The organism is Paenibacillus sp. LjRoot56, assembly GCF_964253335.1.
In the GTDB taxonomy this organism is placed as follows: Bacteria; Bacillota; Bacilli; order Paenibacillales; family NBRC-103111; genus Paenibacillus_E; species Paenibacillus_E allorhizoplanae.
Genome location: NZ_CAXURV020000001.1, coordinates 2,410,267 through 2,433,157 on the forward strand (window position 1 = coordinate 2,410,267; position 22,891 = coordinate 2,433,157).

The following is a 22,891-nucleotide window of genomic DNA, read 5'->3' on the forward strand; positions in this document are numbered from 1 at the left end:
TATAGAAAAGAAATCATTTTCATACAAATTTGAGGAGGAACTATTCACATGCCACAATTCGAAAACTACGAGCTACCAACAGAAGGACAAAAAATCACCATCGAAAACGGTGTACTTCAAGTCCCTAACAACCCAATCATCCCTTTCATCGAGGGTGACGGTACAGGTCCTGACATCTGGGCAGCTTCCGTTCGTGTTCTAGATGCTGCTGTTGAGAAAGCATACAAAGGCGAAAAGAAAATCGCTTGGTACGAAGTATACGCTGGTGAGAAAGCTTTCAATAAATTCAACAGCTGGTTGCCGAATGATACTTTAACTGCAATGAAAGAATACATCGTGTCCATCAAAGGACCACTTACTACACCAATCGGTGGCGGTATTCGTTCCTTGAACGTGGCACTTCGTCAAGAGCTTGATCTTTACGTATGTTCCCGTCCAGTTCGTTACTTCGACGGCGTTCCATCCCCAGTTAAACGTCCTGAGTTGGTTGACATGGTTATTTTCCGTGAAAACACAGAAGATATCTACGCAGGTATCGAGTGGGAAGCTGGATCTGAAGCAGTTAAGAAAGTAATCTCCTTCTTGCAAAACGAAATGGGCGTTAACAAAATCCGTTTCCCAGAAACTTCAGGTATCGGTGTTAAACCAGTATCCTCCGAAGGTACAGAGCGTTTGGTTCGCGCAGCTATCGAGTACGCAATCAAACATGGCCGCAAAACGTTAACATTGGTTCACAAAGGTAACATCATGAAGTTCACAGAAGGCGCGTTCAAAAACTGGGGTTATGAGTTGGCTGAGCGTGAATATGCTGATAAAACATTTACATGGGCACAATACGATCGTATTAAAGAAGCAGAAGGCGCAGAAGCTGCAAACAAAGCACAAAAAGATGCAGAAGCTGCTGGCAAAATCATCGTAAAAGATGCTATCGCTGACATCGCGCTACAACAAGTATTGACACGTCCAACTGATTTCGACGTAATTGCTACATTGAACTTGAACGGTGACTACCTGTCTGATGCACTTGCTGCACAAGTTGGTGGTATCGGTATCGCTCCAGGAGCTAACATCAACTACTTGACTGGTCATGCAATCTTCGAAGCAACTCACGGTACAGCTCCTAAATATGCTGGTCTTGATGTTGTTAACCCAGGTTCCGTAATCCTTTCCGGCGTTATGTTGCTTGAGCACCTTGGTTGGTTGGAAGCTGCTGAGCTGATCTACAAAGGCTTGGAAACATCCATCAACAACAAAACAGTTACTTATGACTTCGCACGTTTGATGGAAGGCGCGAAAGAAATCAAGTGCTCCGAGTTCGCGAACGAAATCATCAAAAACATGGCTTAATTCGTACCTATCGTTGAGTTAGACAACAGATTATGAGGAGGTATATTTTAAATGGCTATTCGTCGTAATAAAATTACCGTTGTTGGCGCGGGCTTCACAGGTGCTACTACTGCTCTAATGCTAGCTCAAAAAGAACTTGGTGACGTTGTTCTACTCGATATTCCGCAATTAGAAAACCCCACAAAGGGGAAAGCACTAGACATGCTTGAAGCAGGTCCTGTGCAAGGATTTGATGCTCAAATCACAGGTACATCCAGTTATGCGGATGCAGCTGGTTCTGACATTGTCATCATCACGGCAGGGATTGCTCGGAAGCCAGGGATGAGCCGCGACGATCTTGTTAACACAAATGCGGGTATCGTGAAATCCGTATGTGAGAATGTGAAGGAAGTTGCTCCTGATTCCATCGTGATCATTTTGAGTAACCCTGTTGATGCGATGACTTACGTCGCTTACCAGGCGCTAGGTTTCCCGAAAAATCGCGTTATCGGTCAATCCGGTGTACTTGATACAGCCCGTTATCTGACGTTTATCTCGCAAGAGTTGAACGTATCCGTTGAGGATGTGAAGGGGGTTGTTATCGGTGGACATGGCGATGACATGGTACCACTCGTGCGTTACACATACGCTGGCGGGGTGCCTATTGAGAAGCTGATTGCAGCTGATCGCATCGAAGCCATCGTTCAACGTACACGTACTGGCGGCGGCGAAATCGTTAACCTGCTTGGTAACGGTAGTGCATACTACGCACCAGCGGCTTCTCTTGTGCAAATGACGGAAGCCATCCTGAAAGATAAGAAGCGAATCATTCCAACAATCGCGCTGCTTGAAGGCGAGTACGGCTATAACAACCTGTTCATGGGTGTTCTCACGGTTCTGGGTGCTAACGGCATTGAGAAAATTATGGACATCGAATTGACAGACGCTGAACGATCAGCTTTGGACAAAACAGCTGAATCCGTACGTAACGTCATTAAAGTAGTCGCAGGTTAATAAATGAGAGGCCAGTCTCCTAGGTTTTAGGGGGGCTGGCCTTTTTTTGTAATGATGCACAAAAAGTTGTTGTTTTTGTAAATTAATTTCCAGAATCTATCCCATGAGCATGGCCTATGATACGATATGTATAGCCGAATTACATTGGTTAATTATTCCATAGGATGGTGGGAATTAATGTTGAGAAGAAGTTGGTTTAGCAAGAAAGGCTTGCGAAGATTGTGGGTTACCGCGGCAATATTTAGTACATTGGTAAGCGTCGTACCGCAAGCATGGGCGGAAGGACCAAATGATCCAGCACCATCGATTACGCCTGCATCCCCCAATGGAAAAAAGGTCTTGTTTGATAATACCCATGGTCAAACGGCAGGAGCGGCAGATTGGGTAATCGATGGGGCTTTCTCTGATTTCGCAAATGCGCTAGGAAACGCCGGTTACTATGTGAAGGAATTACGCAAAAGCACAGCAATTACACTTTCGGACTTATCTGCTTACGATGTATTCGTTATAGGGGAAGCTAATATTCCATATAAAACCACAGAACAAAGCGCTATGCTGCAGTACGTGCAAGCAGGCGGCAGCATTTTCTTCATTGGCGATCATTACAATGCAGATCGGAATAAGAACCGCTGGGACGCTTCAGAGGTATTCAATGGCTATCGTCGAGGTGCTTGGACGAATCCTGCCTTAGGGATGAGTACCGAAGAGGCAACCTCGGCAGCGATGTCAGGCGTTGCAAGCTCAGACTGGTTATCGACGAACTTCGGTGTACGTTTCCGATACAATGCGCTAGGTGATATCACGGCGAACAATATGGTGAGCGGTGCGCAGGGGTTTGGCATAACAAGTGGAGTTTCCACCGTGGCTATGCATGCAGGTTCTACCTTAGCGATTACCGACCCTAACAAAGCGAAGGGAATTGTATATTTGCCGGCCACGACGACGAAATGGGCGAGTGCGGTAGATCAAGGGGTATACAATGGCGGAGGCGTAGCGGAAGGGCCGTATGTGGCCGTTTCCAAAGTCAGCGCTGGTAAAGCGGGCTTCATCGGTGATTCATCGCCTGTTGAGGATGCAACGCCGAAATATAAGCGAGAGGAAACAGGCGGTACGAAAACGACATATGCCGGTTTCCAGGAGCAGAATGACGCAACCTTGCTCGTCAATATGGTCAATTGGTTAGCCACCAAAGAGAGCTACACGAGTTTGACTCAGGTGTCTGGATTGACTTTAGACACGGCGACCACACTATTCACATGGGAACAGCCGGCTAACACGACGGAGCCGCAAGCGGAGCCGTGGGCAGCACCAGCAGCAGGGTATAAGTGGTATGATCCGACGACCTTTAAAGTAGGATCGTATGGAGTTGCTTCCTCTACGAATACAACGGACCCATTTGCTTTCGTTCATCAATCTCAGCTGCCGAATCATTACGTATTCCAAGTAAAGATTATTATGAACGGTTTAGCTGCGAACTCGACCACCACTGGCTATAATATAGGTATTTACAACAGCTCTGGAACGCAAGTGGCGAAGGTACAGAATAGTGATGGCTCATGGCCAGCTGCGTATGGATATAGCACGAGCTTCTCGATGACAGCGAATGCGAGTGGACATGCAGAGAAGATTGTAAATGTGCAAATCAATACGACCGCATCTGGAGCAGCGAGCATGCGGATTAGACAAAATACAACGAATAAGTTCACAGAATCGGTTACGATTGCGAATGTAGCAGCAGAGCCGCTGCCATAAGCTCATAAGATTTACACGAGGGTAGAACAACGCCAGCTTCCTGTACGGAAGCCTTCGGATGAATGGACAATAGAGGGATCGAAAGGTCATTCCATGTCACTGTTCGAAGGCTTCCGCAGGGAGATCAGGGGTTGTTTTCTACTTATTTAGTCACAGTTTTATGGAGATATGGTGAATTTGTAGGAATTTTGACATCGCTTTCTTGTTACCCACATTCCGATTCTGTATACTAAAAGAGAACGATTCTAATTAAAATTGCGGAGGTTGACTTAATGCCAGAATCAGTGCAACATGTTATGCTTTTTTTACACGTAATTAGTGCTTTATTGCTTGGATCTTATGTTGTTTTCCCTTTCATTGTAGGACGAGCTGCTAGCTTATCCGGCTCAGGGCAAGAAAGCTTCATGGGATTACTATCTACGCTTAACCGAATTGGTCAGTTTTCTTTGATTGTTACCTTCATCTCTGGAGGAGCAATGGTTAGCGAAGGTAGTTTCTCTGGTTTATGGATGGCACTCGCTATCATTTTACTCGTAATTGTGGGGGCAGTTACAGGAATGATTGGTGGCCGCATCAAGAAATTGAGAGCGAACAGTGCAGCAGGTAAAAGTACAGCGGCGGATGCCGCAAAAATCAAAACATTCAGCTGGATCGGTTCTATCGCGGTTATCCTAGCTATTGTGATTATGACAAATCCTCAGATTTTGGCATAGTCTTAGAGATGTAAAGAACCTCCTTTCCAAGTGGAAAGGAGGTTCTTTTGTGTGTTTGTTCGATGGACACCAAAGCCCAGCTAGTGGCTGGATCTGCAGAATAGATGGATTATATACAGCTAATTGTGCAGTATTTGAGAAGTTTCTTGATATAGATGGATTTAGTACAGCTAATTTCACGCATATAGGCCTTATGGCTGAACAATGAGCAAATTAGCTTCATGAATGGAACTAGAATAAAAAGTAGACACCTTGTTAAGAGATGAGGATAATAATCTTATCAGGAGGTGTTCATTTTGGGTGAACAGCGGCAACGGTATAATGATGAATTTAAACAACAGACGGTAAAATTTATTCAAGAACAAACGAAGTCGGTAACGCAGATAGCCGAGGAATTGAACATTCCGGCAGGAACACTGCACCAATGGGTAGCGAAATATCGACAGTTTGAAAGTGAGTCAATTGCAACACCAGAAAGACTCCGCCAGTTAGAACAGCTTTTGAAAGAGAAAGACCGCGAACTTGCAGATAAAGATCGCCTCATTGCAGATGCTCAAGAAGAACTTGCGATCGTAAAAAAGGCCGTACACATCTTCAGCAAACCAAAGAACTAAGGTTCCAGTTCATTGAAAAGCATCGTTCCGAATTTTCAATGGAGAAGATGTGTCAAACGCTTGAGGTTTCCCGGAGCGGTTACTATAAATGGTTACTTGGAAAAGAGGCGGTGAATAGCTACCAGAAGCGCAGAACTGCGCTCTTAGCTCGAATCACGTTCATATTTCATGACCATTTTGGTAGGTATGGCAGCCCTAAAATCACAGAGACACTCGTGCGTGAAGGCTGGACGGTATCTGAACGACTAGTTGGTTCACTAATGAAAGCCAATGGGCTTCGTTCCTGCGTTTCTAAGAAGTTTCGAGTGAACACGACGGATTCAAACCACGATTCACCGATTGCACCTAACTTGCTAAATCAAAATTTTCAAACAACCGCACCTAACAAAGTCTGGGTCACTGACATTACCTATATTCCGTGCCGTGAAGGCCGGTTGTATTTAGCTAGTGTTTTAGATCTTTACACGCGCAAAATTGTAGGTTGGAAGCTCGGAGACCGCATGACAACAGAGTTAGTCCTGGCTGCACTAGACCAAGCTTATGTGGCGCAGCAACCCCCAGTAGGGCTTGTGCATCACTCAGATCGAGGCTCACAATATGCCTCGGAAGATTACCGCGAAAGACTTGAAACCTACAAAATGAAAGCAAGTATGAGCCGAAAAGGCAACTGCTACGATAATGCCTGCATCGAATCCTTCCACAGCGTATTAAAGAAGGAGTTTGTTTACTGTACGAAATTTTGGACAAAGGCACAGGCTCAACAGGACATGTTCGAGTACATTGAACTCTTTTACAACCGTAAAAGAATCCATGGTTCTTTGGGCTATGTCTCGCCTGATCGATTTGAAGAACTATATTACAAAAGCGTTAGTTAATTTCTCTTAGTAGGTGTCTACTTTCTTGACAGAGGTCCAGAAATCCATCTAAATCAGATTTTATTCTGGATATTGAGAATATAGCTGGAGGTTTTCCAGTTATTCGAGTATGAGGTTGAGATTGAGATTGAGATTGAGATTAGCTAGGATCCGCGATATCCAACGTAATTTCATCCAGCGTTTTCTCGAAGGAGGCGCTCATATGCTCCAAGAAGTAATCGACTTCCGGCATGTTCATCTTTTTCAAGCTGTCGAGCACTTGCTGCTTGGCAACAACAAACTCGCGGTTGCCGGTAGAAAGCTCTGTTAAGCATTTGATATAGGCTTCGATTAGATCAGCGGCCTTTACCCAACGGTAGAGCTCAGGGTCAGGATCTTGAATGAGGCCACGATAGATGTTGCTGAGCGCTGGTGGGATTGTGCCTATCAGCCGTTCTACGGCGACGTCTTCAATCTCGCGGAAATTCCGCAGAATTTGCTCATTGTTGTGTTTCACGGGCTGAGGGATGTCACCCGTCAGCACCTCGGAGGCATCGTGGAACAATGCGATGGAGACGACTCGGTCGGTAGGGACATTCCCACCGTAGACTTCGTTGGAGATGGTACACAGCATATGCGCGATCGAAGCTACGTAGAAGGAATGCTCGGCTACGTTCTCGCGGCGCATGTTCCACATGAGGCTCCAGCGGTCGATATATTTGAGTCGATATAAGTAAGCGAAAAAGTGATGATTCATGGGGTGAACTCCTTCATGTTCGGATGTGCGGGAGGCGCGCTCCCGCCAAGGGCTATTTCACGCTCGGCGCCACCCGTACATCCACCTTACCGGTGGCTGGGGTGTAGACGAGCGACTGCCCGATCAGAGCTTGCAGATCGTCAAGCGCGATCGTGACCTGCCCGTGCTCACGCAGCACGGGCTCCCGCAACCGGACGCGCGCGTCGTCGCCGCGCGTTGCGGTCTTGGCATTCACCCCCAGGGTGAATGCCTGTTGTCCGAGGCGGAGGCGAAGCTCTCCGCCTTCAGCCGTGGCGTTGCCGCCGAGCTGCGCGATGGCAGCGGCGGCGTCCAAGCGCAGCGGCGCGCTGTCACGCTGCGCCTGGACACGGCGCTGGATCGAGCGCAGCAGCAGCTCCGGCGTGATATTCGGGCTGCCCGCGTTGATCCGCGGGATCAACATGTGATCGGCGCTGCGAGTCGCCATCTCGGGCGAGATCGTGAAGGCGTAGCGGATGCCCGCCTTCTTCACTTGTTCCGTCGCCCCAGGCGACGTGATGCCGTACGGATACGCCATCGCGTCGAGCGGCTTGTTATCCGTGAGCGGTGCAAGTTTGCCGATGCAGGCTTGCGCATCCGAGAACACGCGCTGCTGGTAAGCATCCGCGTTCTCTCCATCAAGTCTGCCTACAAGCGCGGCTTCTCCACTCGGGAGCTTGTGGTGAAGGTTGTCCGTGTGGCAGCCGATGTCGATGAAATTCGTCGTATGCGTCATTTCGCTGATTTGCTCCTTGGACATCGACGGAATATAGGAGGCCAAGGGGTTCGCTAAATCCGTTGTGATGACGAAGTTGACAGCGGGTATGCGTAAGCTTTTGAGAATCGGATAAGCTCCTGTAAAGAAGCTTTGATACCCATCATCAAAAGTGACCAGCACCGCGTTCGATGGAACCGTTGCGCCTGCCAAATACATTTTAAACTCATCTAATGAAATAAAATGATAGCCTTTGCTGAGCAGAGTTGTTAACTGATTCTGAAATAGGGCACTTGTGATTGTACTTGAGCTTGTATCGGTGTCATGGATGTGGTGATACATCAGGACGGCAACCTGATCTTGGTAGTAAATGGTCTCGGACCGTTCAGCCTGCAAGGGGGTTAGCAAAAGCGTAAGCCCCAGTAGACTAACGAGAATCGAAATCGCAATCCGTTTATACATGTCAGTGAATCTCCTTGTTTTGCTCACAAGAACCGTCGAACTGTTCCTATGAGGTATGGTATAATGGTTTATATTCTTTACGATTATGCGGGTAATTGAGAGGAGCTAGAAAGCGTTATGCAACATTTTTATCAAAGTGTGTATGATTTAATTGTAGAAACATCCACGAATCTTCCTGGTGATGTTCGTCGTGCGGTACAAGCTGCACAAATTAAAGAGGACAATGGCACGCGTTCCGCGTTGTCGCTATCCCGAATTGCTGATAACATTCATATGGCGGAAACGAATGTATCCCCGATTTGTCAGGATACAGGAATGCCAACGTTTATTATACACTGTCCAGTTGGGGCAAACCAAATTGTTATGAAGAAACATATCCTTGAAGCCGTTGCGAATGCGACGAAAGCTTCCAAACTTCGGACGAATTCCGTAGATTCGCTTACGGGTGCTAATAGCGGGGATAACCTCGGACCAGGAACACCAGTTATTCATTTTGAGCAATGGGAACGCGACGATGTGGAAGTGAAACTCATTCTCAAAGGCGGCGGCTGCGAGAACAAAAATATTCAATACAGCCTCCCAGCTGATCTGGAAGGTGTAGGCAAAGCAGGTCGTGACCTCGACGGGATTCGCAAGTGCGTTATGCACGCGGTGTATCAAGCACAAGGTCAAGGTTGCAGCGCAGGCTTTATTGGTGTTGGCATCGGTGGCGATCGGACAAGCGGTTACGAGCTTGCGAAGCATCAATTGTTCCGCCATGTTGACGATGTAAACCCACATCCAGACCTTCGTAAGGTCGAAGAGTACGTGATGGAGCATGCGAACACGCTTGGGATTGGTACGATGGGCTTTGGCGGTCAAGTCACTTTGCTTGGTTGTAAAGTCGGCGTGATGAACCGTTTGCCAGCTAGCTTCTTCGTATCTGTGGCGTATAACTGTTGGGCATTCCGTCGCCAAGGTGTGATCTTAAATGCTGAAACAGGGGAAATCAATGGCTGGTCTTATCCACGAGGTGTTGAAGTTTCTTTCCAAGAGGCTTTCGAAGCAAGTGCGGAAGAAGCTAGAAACACGCCACAAGAGGAGCGTCGAGAGATCGTGTTGACGACGCCAATTTCGGAAGAGCAAATTCGCAGCTTGAAGGTCGGTGATGTCGTTGTTATTAATGGGACGATGCACACTGGACGCGATGCGCTGCACAAATATTTGATGGATCACGATGCACCAATCGATCTGAATGGCGCAGCTATTTATCACTGCGGCCCGGTTATGGCTAAGGATGATGCGGGTGAGTGGCACGTGAAGGCGGCTGGACCGACAACGAGTATTCGTGAGGAGCCTTACCAAGGCGATATTATTAAAAAGTTCGGTATTCGCGCGGTTATTGGTAAAGGCGGCATGGGGCCGAAAACGCTAGCGGCGTTGAAAGATCACGGCGGTGTATACTTGAATGCCATTGGTGGTGCTGCACAGTACTACGCACAATGCTTCAAAAAGGTTGAAGGCGTTGATTATCTAGAATTCGGTATTCCAGAAGCGATGTGGCATCTGGAAACAGAAGGCTTCGCTGCGATCGTGACGATGGATTCACATGGCAACAGTCTGCATGCAGATGTAGAGAAGAACTCGTTAGAAAAACTAGCTGCTCTGAAAGAGCCCGTCTTCAAATAATAAATGGCTCGAGATCACCTTTACAAAAAAAATACTGGATTAGCTGTAGAAATTAGGGTTACTATTTAGAGTAGCCCTTTTTCTATATGTTATAGACTACATCGGCACACAACCCTGTTGGAGGTTCATGCATCCATGACGAAATTTCGTGCAAAGTTAACCCTGATTTTAATCTTATTAATTGGATGCTCGATGTTGGTTGCCGGTATTTTCATGGCAAAGGTTCTCGAGAGTTCACATGTGAATTCATTACAAGAAAATATGGAGCGAGAGCTTCATGTGATTGCTTCCAGTGGTGTATGGGATTATCAAGGGACGGACGCGGAGTTGATTAAGTATTATACGGCGCAGGCCCACCGGCTCAAAGACGCGACAACGGAGCGATTGACGTATGTTCGTGCTGACGGCAAAGTTCTCGGTGACTCCGACCAACTGCCAGAACAGATGGACAATCATTTAACAAGACCGGAAATCGCGGCAGCGGCTAAAGATGGCATTGGTTATACGACACGGTATAGTGACACGCTAAAGGAGAACATGCTGTATGCCGCTATTCCGGTTAAAAATGAAGCCAAAGTGACAATGGGGTATTTACGCATTTCGTTGAGCTTAGCTCAAGTAGATAAATCCATTCGCAGTCTCTGGTATTTCCTTGTTTCAGGACTCGCGATCCTCTTTGTTATTGCAGGTATTGTCAGTTATCGAATTGCTAAAGGAATTACACGCCCGATTGAGCGGATGACGAAAGTAGCGCAGCAAATCACGAATTTGAATTATGAATCTCGTGTCCCTGCTTATCGGAATGATGAGGTAGGGCAGCTTGGGCAGGCTATTAATCGTATGTCTGAAAGCTTGCAAGGACAAATGGCGCGCATCCAAGAAAATGAACGCAGACTGCAAGGCGTCATGGAAAATATGATGAGCGGCATTATGATGATTGACCGCGAAGAGCGGATTATGCTGCTCAATCCTTCGGCTGAAGCTATTCTAGGATTCTCTTCTCAAGAGCTACTAGGGAAGAAATATAATGAAGCAAAGCAGCAATATGATTTTACCAAGATGATTCAAGAATGCATTGAGCTTCAGGAACCGATTTCGGACGAGATGATGTTCTATTACCCAGCTGAGCGTATCTTGGATATCCATTTGAGTCCAATTGCACATGAAGATGAAGAATGGTCAGGCGTGCTTATCGTCCTGCACGATATCACGGCGGTTCGCAGATTAGAGCGAATGCGCAGTGAATTCGTGGCGAATGTTTCCCATGAGCTGAAGACGCCGATTGCGGCAGTAAAGGGCTTTGCGGAGACCCTGCTGGCAGGCGCGTTGAACGATAAGGAAACGGCGGTATCGTTTCTGCAAATCATTTTTGATGAGAGTGAACGGTTGAACCGATTGATTGGGGATATTCTAGAACTTTCGAAGATTGAATCGAAGCGAATTCCGATGAATTTCTCTCCTGTTTATTTGCCTGAATTTGTAGATAGATCGCTTAGTGTATTGCGAAAAGAAGCCGAGAAGAAGCATATCGAGCTCAGTATGACAGTTGAGGATGATATGTATATTGAAGCGGACGAGGATCGGTTGCGACAAATTATCATCAATTTGCTGTCCAATGGTATTGCCTATACGCAAGATGGCGGGAAAGTCAGGCTTCGTGTAGAACCACTGGAGACCAATGCTGACGGGGATTATGAGCGACTGCGCATTATTGTCTCGGATACGGGGATGGGGATACCGAAGAAGGATTTGCCGCGGATTTTTGAACGGTTTTATCGAGTAGATAAAGCGCGATCCCGAAGTTCAGGCGGTACAGGACTAGGGTTATCCATCGTTAAGCATTTAGTGGAAATGCATAAAGGCACGATTCGCGTTGAGAGTGAAGTTGGCGTAGGTACGAAATTTATTATTGAATTGCCTGTGATTCATTAAAATAGTTCGATAATAAGTTGCGGATTTACACCGCGATGACGAAGGCTTTACAATGCCTTTACATTTCTGTGATACACTCAAGTTGTGCATTGTTAATAAACTGTAAATGCGGGGGATCCCATGGCACAAAAGATATTAGTAATTGAAGATGAGCCGACATTGGCTCGGTTGTTATCTTATAATCTTTCGCAGGAAGCCTATGATACGAAGGTCATTGATCATGGTGGAGATGGCCTGCAGGAGGCGCTTCAGCAGTCGTATGATTTGATTATTTTGGATATTATGCTGCCAGGTCTTAGTGGCTTTGAGGTGTTGGCGAAGCTTAGGCAGAAAGGAAATCGAACGCCTGTCATTATCCTGACGGCTCGCAACGCAGAAGATGAAGTCGTACAAGGCTTGAAGCATGGGGCAGATGATTATATCACGAAGCCATTTGGGGTAGCCGAGCTGCTTGCGCGTGTGGCTGCTGTCTTGCGTCGTACACAATCGGATGAAGCGGCTGCAGATATAGCCAAATCAAATGAGAAAGTGATTCAGGCTGGTGAGCTTCGTATTTATCCGGAGAAATATGAAGTTGTGCTGGGTGGCGAGTCGATTCCGTTGCGTCCTAAGGAGTTTGAGGTTCTGTTATATCTGGTTCAGCGACCAGGCGTCGTTGTTACACGAGATGATCTTATGAATATCGTGTGGGGCTTCGACTATATTGGGGGCCAGCGTACGGTTGATGTGCATGTGAGCTCTCTGCGTAAGAAGTTGGAAATGAATCAGCAGTCGGTTCAGATTGATTCAATACGCGGCGTGGGGTACAAGCTTGTAGCCACGATGATTAAAAAGTAAGTAGCATGGATGCTGATTAGTCAGTGGCCGTGCTTTTTTTCTGTTGTGGGACTTAGAGGCGATAACACAATTGCATACAATATTCGCAAAATCGGGAATTTTATTAACGGTGGTATTGGGTATAATTAAGATATACATATGAGTACTGTCATTATATGAATTTGCAGGATCATTATAGAGGAGGAACATCATGTCAACGACGTATCGGATCGCGATTATTGGGTGTGGAGGGATTGCCAATGGCAAACACATGCCTAGTCTGAGCAAATTGGACAATGTAGAAATGGTAGCATTTTGTGATATCATTTCGGAGAAAGCGCAGGAAGCTGCTGCGAAGTTTGGCAAGGGAGAAGCTCGCGTTTATGAAGATTATCGTGAGGTGTTGAAAGACAGCTCCATCGATATCGTACATGTGTGTACGCCGAATGATTCACACGCGGAAATTACGATTGCTGCTTTGGAAGCAGGCAAGCACGTCATGTCAGAGAAACCTATGGCGAAAACAGCAGCTGACGCAAGACGTATGGTGGAAGCAGCAAAACGTACTGGCAAAAAGTTAACCGTTGGCTACAACAATCGCTTCCGTGGCGATAGCCAACATTTACATAAGCTTTGTTCCGAAGGTGAGCTTGGTGACATTTATTTTGCTAAGGCCCATGCAATTCGTCGCCGCGCTGTACCTACATGGGGTGTATTCCTCGATGAAGAGAAACAAGGTGGAGGCCCGTTGATCGATATCGGTACGCATGCTTTGGATTTGACGTTGTGGATGATGAACAACTATGAGCCAGCGGTTGTTTTGGGGACTTCCTATCACAAGCTTTCCCAGCGTGAGAACGCGGCGAATGCTTGGGGCCCTTGGGATCCAGCTAAGTTTACGGTGGAGGATTCCGCATTCGGCATGATTACAATGAAAAATGGTGCCACAATTATTCTTGAATCGAGCTGGGCGTTGAATACGCTTGAGGTTGACGAAGCGAAATGTACACTTTCCGGAACGGAAGGCGGCGCTGATATGAAAGGCGGCCTTCGCATCAACGGTGAGAAGCACAGTCGTTTGTTCACGACAGAAGTGGAATTGCAAGCGGGCGGAGTTGCTTTTTATGATGGAAAGGCAGAAGTTGCCTCAGATCTAGAAATGAGATTATGGATTCAAGCGATAGAGAATGACACTGATCCCGTTGTTACACCAGAGCAAGCTTGTGTGGTATCTGAGATTTTGGAAGCCATTTATGAGTCTGCGAAAACAGGTAAGGCAGTTTATTTCGACTAGTCCGATAACATCCTATTCCTATTTCCTGGGAAATAGTTAATGACATGAAAAATCCCTTCTTCCGATAGCGATTATCGGTTGGAGGGATTTTTTGTTGATTTTCGATGCTCACCAGGTGACGCGCCAGTGCGTTGTTTGAATATTTTAGAAAAATGATGCAAATCAGCAAAGCCACAATATTCGGAGATGGATTCAAGACTGAGCTCTGTGTTAAAAAGTAATTCCTTGGCATGGTGAATGCGCATCTGCAGTAAGTATTGATGAGGAGAAGTACCGTAACGTTGCTTGAAGAGAAAACTGAACCTAGAAACAGATAAATTGGCGCGATCCGCCATATCCTGAACTGAAAGGGGATCACTCAAGTGATTTGAGAAATAGGAGGTGATCCAGTTTAGGGATGGCGTAGGTGAAGGAACCTCGCGTTGATACGATTCTAATAGAGTTAGGATGATTTCTAGCATAACTTGCTGAGCTCTTAGTTGGTTAAGCGGATTAGGCAAATGGACAAGCTCAATGGTTTGCAGCAGTTTTTCTTTGAGCAGAAGGGGATCTTGTGGTTGGACGTGTACGGGAACTCGAATATTGAATAGTTCTTGAAGAGTTGGTTGCATCAGATGGCTATAGGCAGATAGGTCAATTTGCCCTGGTCGTGTGGGAAAGCTATCTTCTCTTTCGTGATTATAGGCGATGTCAAAGTGGAGAAAAGGTGTGACCGTGTTCGTTAGTCCCTCTAACGAAAGCAGGCTGCCTGGTTGGACGAGACAGAATTGACCTGGATTGAATATGTACTTCTGGTGATCGACCCAGAAACAGCATGTACCTTCCTGGATGTATACCAATAAATAGTCGAGGAGTCTTCGCTCTGGGTAATTCCATGGTTTGCGAACGGCAAAGTCACATTCTCTGATATAAGGGACAATCGGAGGGGATTTCAACAATTCTTGTAGCATGGCTGGGCCTCTCTTTCTGTTGCCGGCATTTTCACAACCACTTCTTATTGTAGTATAAGATGATAGGTCTAATCCAGTTGTTTTTGACAAATCAATAACCCTGTTTGACAAAGATTATAAAGCAGTTGGGTCCTATAATAAAGCTATAAATAGACAAATAGAGGTGCATAGCGTATGAGTAATCTAGAGGCGAATCAAGTCCACGCATTGCCAGTTTTAGAAGACAGTTACGCGTTGTCGCAAGAGCAGCAGGAAAGCTACCAGCGAGATGGCCATATCGTTCTTCACGGAGTAGCGAGCGAAGCCGAGATCAATATCTATGAACCGATTATCTCCGACTTGGTGAAAATGTTGAACAACCAAGATAAACCGCTGGATCAACGTGATACGTATGGGAAGGCGTTTATCCAAATTTCGAATTTATGGGAACAAAGTGAAGCGATTCAACGTTTCGTGTTTGCTAAGCGTTTTGCCAAAATTGCCGCTGACTTAATGGGCGTTGATGGTGTTCGTATGTATCATGATCAGGCTTTGTATAAGGAACCGCACGGCGGTCATACCCCTTGGCATCAAGATCAAATTTATTGGCCGCTGGATACAGATAAGACGATTACGATGTGGATGCCGCTTGTACCGATTTCTGAAGCAGTGGGTTCGATGACTTTCGCATCACAATCCCATCTCATAGGCTACATTAATAAGATGGTTATTTCCGATGAATCCCATCGTACGCTGGCAGGCTATATCGAGGGGAAAGGGTTCGAAACCAAATCTCACGGTGCGATGGCTGCAGGAGATGCAACGTTCCATGCTGGATGGACGCTGCATAGCGCGCCAGGCAATCCGACGGATACGATGCGTAAAGTCATGACGATTATTTATTATGCAGATGGCTTGCGAATTGCTGAACCGGATAGTAAAGCGCGTGAAAGTGATTTGAAAAGGTGGTTTCCTGGCTTGCAGCCGGGGGAGCTAGCTGCTTCTGAGCTGAATCCATTGTTATATAGCCGCAAATAAATAAAGCCATCGCTTGCCCACTTAGTGAGCATTAAGAATGACAAATCGCCGATCAACACCCCTTTGAAACAAGGTGTTGATCGGCGATTCGTTGTTTCTACAGCTTCACAGGTTGCATAAAACCGTCTTCCCCAAATGTGAGTGAATCTATGCAAGTTTCCCGATGAAAGCCTTTGCCTTGCTTAAACCTGGTCGTGGGAGTGACAAACCTGTGATAGGCAATCCAATATTGATCCGTGCCGGGCTCTTGGAGTATGGAATGATGAGCAGTGCCGAGCATATCTTTTTCTTTATTTTTGACTAGAACGGGGTAATGGAAAGTGACTGGACCGTACAACTGCTCAGCGGTGCCATAGTTGACGTGATAGTCTTCGCTGCCAGTATCGTCACATGACCATGTAAAATGGTACAACCCTCCTCGTTTGAGCACGGTCACAGCCTCTCGGAAGTCGTGTAGGCCGTCCACATTTCTCATCGTATCCTCCGCTACGCTAATCATATCGTCGCTGAGGCGTACGATCGTAGGGTTCCCATTTCCGAACAACAAGTAAGCGGTGCCGTCGTCCTCTACATAAATGGATGGGTCAATAGTCAGGCTCATGGGAATCCCCAAACGCTTCATTTGCTCCATCGAGATAAGTGGCTCAGGTTGTGCGCGAAATGGGCCCACAGGTGTCTTTGCAACCGCAACGCCGATTGCGTGGCTTCCGCTTTTCGTTTTGCCGCAGAAGTAGTAATAATAGTTGTCATTCCTGAAAGCAATCGCAGGCGCCCACGCGGAACCGACGGTCCAGGGGACATCCTCCGTAGCAAGATCCAAAATGATTCCCTCATCCCGCCAAATCTTTAAGTCATTCGAGGAAAAAGCGCGAAATTGCGTGCCAGACCAGCCATCAAAGCCATCGGTGGTAGGATAGAGGTAATAACGATCACCGAATTTCACAAGATCCGGGTCGGCAAATTGTCCAGGCAGCACCTGATGGCCGTCGCCGAATGCCGCGAGTAGACGGCAACTCTCTTCAAAAGTAATCGGTAAGACGCCGCCATGACGTTTCTTGGATGTTCCCAAGTCGAACTCGCCATCCTCCAGAACTCGAAACTTGCCGCTTTCCAGATCTGAGGTGAGAAGCGGGAGGTAACCTTTTCCTTCTGCGAAGCGGTCCACGATGAGGCACCATTCTTCTCGGTCGTTAAACTTATAGATTTGAGGGCCTTCCACGCCTAACAAGGCTTCTAATGCCGGGGCAATCAGTGGGGTGAAAGCGTCTCTTTCTAACGATGTGCCTTTTTCGACTCGAATATTTTTGGTCGTTTCATCTTTGGAATAACGGTAATAGTAACCGTTATGCGCAATCAATGTCGTATCGATGACATGGTTATCCCGCTCAATGTACGTTTCGGCCTCTGTGAAACTGCGGAAATCTTTGGTTCGTGCACAGTAGATCTTTTGTTTCCGCTCTTCTTCATGCGGTTCCTGCGTGGCTGAGGCCCAAAATACAAGGAAATTGCCGGAGACTTCGTCATAAATGGATTCCGGTGCCCAAACACAGCCAGCATCAGGCACACCAACCGTAACGGACCAAGGGGAGGACCAGTGCACCAAGTCGGACGATTCCCATACGATAATGTCGCGACTTCCGGCATTAACAGCTGTATGCCATCCTTTTCCACTTGCAATACGGAGATCCGTGGCGATCAGATAAAATTTGTTCTCCTTGGGTGACCGTACGATAAAGGGATCCCGCACGCCTTTTTCCCCCAACTCGGAACATAGTACTGGCTGACCGGCGTTAAGGTCCTTCCAATGTAAACCGTCCTCGCTATAGGAGAAATAGACTTGTTCACCGTCTGGCTTTTCCCCGATAAAATGTACTAAAAGATAGCCCGTATAGGCTTGATTCAACAATGACACGTGAAACACTCCTTACCTGCGAAAGTGATCGCTGAATTTTAGTGATCATAGTCAAAGTATAGGAGACTCCTATGGACGGATCAATAGACTATCATGGTATTCAACTGACTTATTGTCCTTATTTTCAGATAAAGGAAGTGTAATAGATCAGTTATTAGGCAGAATCAGTTATTGTCCCGAACGGATGGATAACTCTATACTAAATAGAGTGAAATTTAAACGATTTGATAACTAATCATGAAATCGCCATAAAGGAGTGCCCACCATGAGCCATGCCGTGTCAGCCGAGATTCAAATTTCCGTTCCTGTTAACCAAATCCCAGAAATGCCTGCCCAAGTTGAGATCGAATTCATTGAAGGGTTACGCGCTGCAGTGAATGTAAAATGGGAAGCTGTTAAACTAGAAGTAAAGGGACAACCCTGTACATTTCAGATAAAAGGGACAGCACATGAGATCACCTATCTGGATCCTTGGATATTCCAGCGGGCGGATCCCCATGTGCTGAAGCATACGGACGGTTATTATTACTTTACAGCTTCAGTTCCGGAATATGATCGGATTATTCTTCGAAAGGCGCAAACGCTTAGTGGGTTAAGGGAAGCCCATGAAGCAGTGATTTGGGTGAAGCATGAGACGGGGGAGATGGGCAACCATATCTGGGCTCCAGAGATTCATTTCATCCATGGCAAATGGTATATCTATTTTGCAGCAGGAACGGCTGAAGATAGATGGGCTATTCGCCCCTATGTCCTGGAGTGTTCTGATGCGGACCCCATGATCGGTCAGTGGATTGAAAAAGGAAAGATCTTTTTGGATTTTGAAAGCTTTTCCTTAGATGCCACGACATTCCACCATCGGGGGGAGCAATATCTAATCTGGGCTCAATATCAGGAAAAGGACAGCAATTTGTATATCGCCAAGATGGCTAATCCGTGGACGATCTCGGGTCCACAAGTATTAATAGCGAAGCCTGAGCATCATTGGGAAATTCAAGGATTCCGTGTGAATGAGGGACCTGCTGTGCTGATGCGTGATGGAAGGATTTTTGTTACCTATTCCGCTAGCGCTACAGATCACAACTATTGTATGGGATTACTGGAAGCTTCTTTGGAAGATGATTTGTTGGATGCCCGTTCATGGCGTAAACAGCCATCACCGGTATTTCAGACCAACGAGGAGACTAGTAGTTACGGTCCTGGACATAATTGTTTTACTGTGTCTGAAGATGGCACCTTAGATCTTATCGTATTCCATGCACGACCTTACCGAGATCTTATCGGCAGCCCATTGACAGACCCGAATCGTCATGCTCACGTACAAGTCATTTCATGGAATGAAGATGGAACTCCTTGTCTAGGAACTCCGGGTAGAACGGCTATCGATGTTACTGTGGTTGCACAGATGCTAGTTCAGTCCTAATCTAGGATACCTAGGCTGTCGAGATCTTCTCGACAGCCTTTCATGTATTCAATTTGGCCCTCCAGCTTTATATTGACTGGGAGTAACACCCACAAATTTTTTGAACTGTCGCATAAAGTGAGTGTCATTCTCATACCCGCACATTCTCGATATAATACTTATGGATGTGCTGCTGTTCATGAGAAGATATTTGGCGTATTCCAGTCTGGCTTTAATGAGATCCGTTATGATGGAGCACCCGAACAATTCTTTATATAAGTGTTGGAAATAAGATTTGCTTAAATTTACGCTGGAAGCAAGCATATCTACTGTATATGTGGCGTTAGGAGCACTATATAGTTGGTTTCGCAGTTGTGTGAATGGCAGGAGATATCGGCTCTTATGCTCATAAACAGCCGTCTGTTTGTGTAGGGTGACCAGTTTCATTAAGAGCGCTTTAAGCTCACAATCCAGAATTCTCTCCATTAAGGGGGAATCCTGTCTAACAAGATTGCTCATTTCCATAATACATTTGGAGATTAACATCGTATCTTCAGCGCGTACTGGCGTATCCAATGGAAAATCGATTTCGGTCAGGAACGCGTCTATGCCGTTACTGGAACAATGAAACCAGTCATTGATAAACGGCTTTTCATAATGTCCGTAGAGGTGCGGAGTATGAGGATTCAAAAATATATAGGTATTCTTCTCGATTGACATTAATTTACCTTGAAGCGCTAGTTTTGTGTTGCTCTTAAATAACACAAAAGCATAATCGCCTGAGCCTTTCGGCCGATCAATGACAATGCCATCTTCGTGTATAAAATTATAACCACAAGCAAGCAGTTGTATCATCACGTATCACCTTAAGATCATGTATCATGAGATTTTTTTTATCTTCCAGAACGTAAAAAAGTTAAGGGATAAATCAATTTATTATAGCACAATAAATCAGTATATTGCTGTGCATCCAAATGGTTATGTATCATATTCGCACTAGCTGTTCTTGCACCATGGTCTACTTTTCTAAATCCATCAATCGCTTCGGCATCTTTCGAAAACCTCTTTAGCGAAAGGGCTGAACACATTAATATGCTGTCGGTTTTAAACCAATGAATTGTTTTGTCGCGTATGGATAAACTACCCATAATAATATTGGATTAAGGGTGGATTAGGTGTCAACAGGGATGAATTGCTTGATGAAATAGTACATGTTCACTAGGAACTGACGGAACTCAGGCAACAATATTGGCTGCATTATGATTTGTTCACACTACAGTGGTGGCTGCTTATTGCTCTTATATTAATTCCATGGGTTGTATGGTGGAGACTAGTTGATAAAAATAGGTTTAAAGATATCATTTTGTTCGGTGTTTCAATGAGTTTTCTCATCTCAATTTTAGACCACATAGGTTATGAATTAAATCTTTGGATATACCCGCATAAACTATTTCAATTTATACCAGAGTCTTCAGCTTTTGATTTGGGAATACTTCCTGTTTTGCATATGTTACTATTTCAGTATTTTACAAGGTGGCGTTCATTTCTATTTGCAAATACATTGATGGCCCTAGTTTTCGTATTTCTATGTGAACCGATTAGTGTTTGGATTGGACTGTACAAAATACTACATTGGAAATACATTTATTCATTTCCGCTTTATATTCTAAAAGCAGTAATGATAAAAGGAATCTTCGAAATAGTAAAGAGAAAACAAAATTCTTTAATCTAACGGGTAATGATAGTGAGGGGCATGCTTCGCGGCAGCTCCTCTTTTGTTTATTAAAGTAACGGGCGTTTAATGACTTCTGAAGGATATTTATGATGATTGCCGAATGATTTAACGAAACCAATATCAATTAGCAATAGTGAGGAAGAATATGAATATAGTTCTTATAGGTATGTCAGGAGCTGGTAAGAGCACATTAGGTGTTTTGCTTGCCAAAGCTTTAGGAATGGACTTCGTGGATACAGATATTGTTATACAACAACATGAAGGTAGGCTGTTACAAGATATAATTGATAATGAAGGTATCGAACAATTCTTGGAAATCGAAGAAAGAACTGTGTCTGAATTGCAACTGAAAAATTGCATAATTTCTACAGGTGGAAGTGTTATATATTCAGAAAAGGCTATGAATCTCCTTAAACAGGATGGTCAGATTATTTATTTACATGTCCCCTATGAAGAAATTCAGAGAAGACTAATAAATGTAACAACCAGAGGCATTGTTATAAAGAAGGGAAATAGTCTTAAGGATGTTTACGAGGAAAGAGTCCCTTTATACAATAAATACAGTGATCATGCTCTTGATTGCTCAAATAAGAATATAGAACAATGTGTTAGCGAGATTCTGGAGAAAGTACAAGAATGTCATTGATTATTCAACTAACGAAAGAACGTTTGTGCAATAAGAAACCTTTAAGAGGTTGCCGACATCAATCGACAGCCTCTTAAAGTAACTGGCAGATAGTTCAATCGTGTTGCTTGTTCTAAGATCCAAGCATTTTAACGATTGGGATCCAAATTTCCGTTTCATACATGTTGTTTCCCCGATCGTAAACCATTTCAAACTCGGGGGCATTTACGAGCTCGTAATTACAAGTTGGAAACCATTCTCCCCAAATACGTTTCCACAAATCAAGAATACCACTCTGTCCGTCTGGGTTAATACCAGTTGAGAAAATTGCGTAGGTTTGAGGTGAGATATGAAGCTTTTCAAACCCTCCCTGCAGGTCACTCTGCGGTGAAAAATAACCGATCATATAGGAAAAATTCTTGCCTTTGTTGTATTTCACCCCATGAATTTGACCATTTTCACCCAATTCCGCTGCAGTACGAATTCGATCAACGGATCCATCGGAAACACATTTAGCCCAAAATGCGGGTATTTCAATAAACCCATCGACACTGACCACAGTTGATACGCCGAACATTTCAAAAGCTTGTTTTTCCTCGATTTTGTAATTCATCTCCACATCTCCTCGAATCGAAATATGAAAGGATAACCGAGGATAGGCCTTTAGTGCCACACCTTTGTCACGCGCTGACTTTGGCATCGCACCATGCATTTTTCTGAACGCTCTAGAAAATGCCTCTGGCGAATCGTAACCATACTTCAAAGCGAGATCGATGACCTTTACATCGCATTGTTGAAGTTCAAATGCGGCAAGAGTCAGCCGTCTGCGCCTAATATACTCTGAAAGAGGCACACTGGCTATGAACGAAAACATCCGCTGAAAATGGTAAGTTGAGCAACAAGCAATTCTAGCCACTTGGTCGTAATGAATTTCTTCAGACAGGTGTGTTTCTATATATTCCATAGCGCTATTCATGCGATCCAGCCAATCCATACAGACCATCCTTTCAAGATTAACTATAGGGGATAAAGAAAATTGTAACCTTGCAATCCATGCACCGAAATATCATGTTCGAGATTATATTAATAAATCCTCTGTTGTTAGGAATGTAGGATGGAACTAAATGGAAAATTGCCAGAATTGCTGATGAAGTAGTCCACCTTAAAGAATCGTTCCTTACTCATTGGCAGTAGAGTTTTGAACCCATTGAGACTAAACTAACGAGAAACTATAGTTCAATAGCACAGCGCCAGTCTAAGACTTTATATTCGAGTCCTAGCCTGTCGCTGTTTCATTTTAGACGTTCAGCGTCAGTGG

General features: G+C 45.2%; 20 protein-coding genes. 14 read left to right on the forward strand and 6 right to left on the reverse strand.

The window, feature by feature from the left end; all coding sequences use genetic code 11:
- Positions 1-48: 48 nt before the first annotated feature.
- From icd to ACSQ8O_RS10895, 6 genes are all read left to right on the forward strand, one after another.
- Positions 49-1,347 carry an NADP-dependent isocitrate dehydrogenase gene (gene icd / locus ACSQ8O_RS10870; protein ID WP_056624036.1) on the forward strand — a complete coding sequence of 433 codons (1,299 nt, stop codon included), beginning with the start codon at positions 49-51 and terminating at the stop codon, positions 1,345-1,347.
- 51 nt (positions 1,348-1,398) lie between these two features.
- A complete protein-coding gene (gene mdh, locus ACSQ8O_RS10875; RefSeq protein WP_236286046.1) occupies positions 1,399-2,340 on the forward strand; it encodes a malate dehydrogenase in 942 nt (313 codons plus the stop codon).
- Between the two features lie 177 nt (positions 2,341-2,517).
- Positions 2,518-4,092 (forward strand): DNA-binding protein, encoded by a 1,575-nt coding sequence (locus tag ACSQ8O_RS10880; RefSeq protein WP_436241572.1) that lies wholly within the window; start codon positions 2,518-2,520, stop codon positions 4,090-4,092.
- A 272-nt stretch (positions 4,093-4,364) separates the two neighbouring features.
- On the forward strand, positions 4,365-4,805 hold the full coding sequence (locus tag ACSQ8O_RS10885) for a hypothetical protein (RefSeq protein ID WP_436241573.1): 441 nt from the start codon (positions 4,365-4,367) through the stop codon (positions 4,803-4,805).
- 287 nt (positions 4,806-5,092) lie between these two features.
- Positions 5,093-5,419: a transposase gene (locus ACSQ8O_RS10890; RefSeq protein WP_436241574.1), complete on the forward strand. Its 327-nt coding sequence runs from the start codon at positions 5,093-5,095 to the stop codon at positions 5,417-5,419.
- 11 nt (positions 5,420-5,430) lie between these two features.
- Entirely contained in the window at positions 5,431-6,294 is an 864-nt protein-coding gene (locus ACSQ8O_RS10895; protein WP_436241980.1) for an IS3 family transposase, read from the forward strand.
- Positions 6,295-6,433: 139 nt separating this feature from the next.
- Here ACSQ8O_RS10895 and yfbR read toward each other — a convergent pair whose 3' ends face one another.
- Entirely contained in the window at positions 6,434-7,030 is a 597-nt protein-coding gene (gene yfbR / locus ACSQ8O_RS10900) for a 5'-deoxynucleotidase (RefSeq protein WP_056624026.1), read from the reverse strand.
- A gap of 52 nt (positions 7,031-7,082) precedes the next feature.
- Positions 7,083-8,225, reverse strand: coding sequence for a polysaccharide deacetylase family protein (locus ACSQ8O_RS10905; protein WP_436241575.1), 1,143 nt, complete (start codon positions 8,223-8,225; stop codon positions 7,083-7,085).
- A gap of 117 nt (positions 8,226-8,342) precedes the next feature.
- Here ACSQ8O_RS10905 and ACSQ8O_RS10910 point away from each other — a divergent pair, with 117 nt between their 5' ends.
- From ACSQ8O_RS10910 to ACSQ8O_RS10925, 4 genes are all read left to right on the forward strand, one after another.
- Positions 8,343-9,893: a fumarate hydratase gene (locus tag ACSQ8O_RS10910; protein WP_056624020.1), complete on the forward strand. Its 1,551-nt coding sequence runs from the start codon at positions 8,343-8,345 to the stop codon at positions 9,891-9,893.
- A gap of 135 nt (positions 9,894-10,028) precedes the next feature.
- Positions 10,029-11,825, forward strand: a complete 1,797-nt coding sequence (pnpS, locus tag ACSQ8O_RS10915; protein WP_236286039.1) for a two-component system histidine kinase PnpS — start codon at positions 10,029-10,031, stop codon at positions 11,823-11,825.
- 120 nt (positions 11,826-11,945) lie between these two features.
- A complete protein-coding gene (locus tag ACSQ8O_RS10920) occupies positions 11,946-12,662 on the forward strand; it encodes a response regulator transcription factor (RefSeq protein WP_236286038.1) in 717 nt (238 codons plus the stop codon).
- Between the two features lie 190 nt (positions 12,663-12,852).
- Complete coding sequence (locus tag ACSQ8O_RS10925) at positions 12,853-13,935, forward strand: Gfo/Idh/MocA family protein (protein ID WP_436241576.1); 1,083 nt, start codon at positions 12,853-12,855, stop codon at positions 13,933-13,935.
- Positions 13,936-14,006: 71 nt separating this feature from the next.
- Here the strand turns inward: ACSQ8O_RS10925 and ACSQ8O_RS10930 are convergent, their stop codons facing one another.
- Positions 14,007-14,885 (reverse strand): helix-turn-helix domain-containing protein, encoded by an 879-nt coding sequence (locus ACSQ8O_RS10930; protein ID WP_436241577.1) that lies wholly within the window; start codon positions 14,883-14,885, stop codon positions 14,007-14,009.
- A gap of 174 nt (positions 14,886-15,059) precedes the next feature.
- Between ACSQ8O_RS10930 and ACSQ8O_RS10935 the strand changes: the two genes are divergently transcribed.
- Positions 15,060-15,902: a phytanoyl-CoA dioxygenase family protein gene (locus ACSQ8O_RS10935; RefSeq protein WP_436241578.1), complete on the forward strand. Its 843-nt coding sequence runs from the start codon at positions 15,060-15,062 to the stop codon at positions 15,900-15,902.
- Positions 15,903-15,999: 97 nt separating this feature from the next.
- Here ACSQ8O_RS10935 and ACSQ8O_RS10940 read toward each other — a convergent pair whose 3' ends face one another.
- On the reverse strand, positions 16,000-17,814 hold the full coding sequence (locus tag ACSQ8O_RS10940; RefSeq protein ID WP_436241579.1) for a family 43 glycosylhydrolase: 1,815 nt from the start codon (positions 17,812-17,814) through the stop codon (positions 16,000-16,002).
- 265 nt (positions 17,815-18,079) lie between these two features.
- On the opposite strand from ACSQ8O_RS10940, the gene ACSQ8O_RS10945 reads away from it, so the two are divergent.
- Complete coding sequence (locus ACSQ8O_RS10945; RefSeq protein ID WP_436241580.1) at positions 18,080-19,234, forward strand: family 43 glycosylhydrolase; 1,155 nt, start codon at positions 18,080-18,082, stop codon at positions 19,232-19,234.
- 48 nt (positions 19,235-19,282) lie between these two features.
- Here the strand turns inward: ACSQ8O_RS10945 and ACSQ8O_RS10950 are convergent, their stop codons facing one another.
- Positions 19,283-20,068, reverse strand: a complete 786-nt coding sequence (locus ACSQ8O_RS10950) for a helix-turn-helix domain-containing protein (RefSeq protein ID WP_436241581.1) — start codon at positions 20,066-20,068, stop codon at positions 19,283-19,285.
- Between the two features lie 409 nt (positions 20,069-20,477).
- Between ACSQ8O_RS10950 and ACSQ8O_RS10955 the strand changes: the two genes are divergently transcribed.
- Positions 20,478-20,945 (forward strand): CBO0543 family protein, encoded by a 468-nt coding sequence (locus ACSQ8O_RS10955; RefSeq protein WP_436241582.1) that lies wholly within the window; start codon positions 20,478-20,480, stop codon positions 20,943-20,945.
- A 148-nt stretch (positions 20,946-21,093) separates the two neighbouring features.
- The gene (locus ACSQ8O_RS10960) at positions 21,094-21,594 is read left to right on the forward strand and encodes a shikimate kinase (RefSeq protein ID WP_436241583.1); all 501 of its coding nucleotides are present in this window, start codon (positions 21,094-21,096) and stop codon (positions 21,592-21,594) included.
- A 112-nt stretch (positions 21,595-21,706) separates the two neighbouring features.
- On the opposite strand, the gene ACSQ8O_RS10965 is transcribed toward ACSQ8O_RS10960, so the two are convergent.
- The gene (locus ACSQ8O_RS10965; RefSeq protein ID WP_436241584.1) at positions 21,707-22,567 is read right to left on the reverse strand and encodes an effector binding domain-containing protein; all 861 of its coding nucleotides are present in this window, start codon (positions 22,565-22,567) and stop codon (positions 21,707-21,709) included.
- Positions 22,568-22,891: the final 324 nt, after the last annotated feature.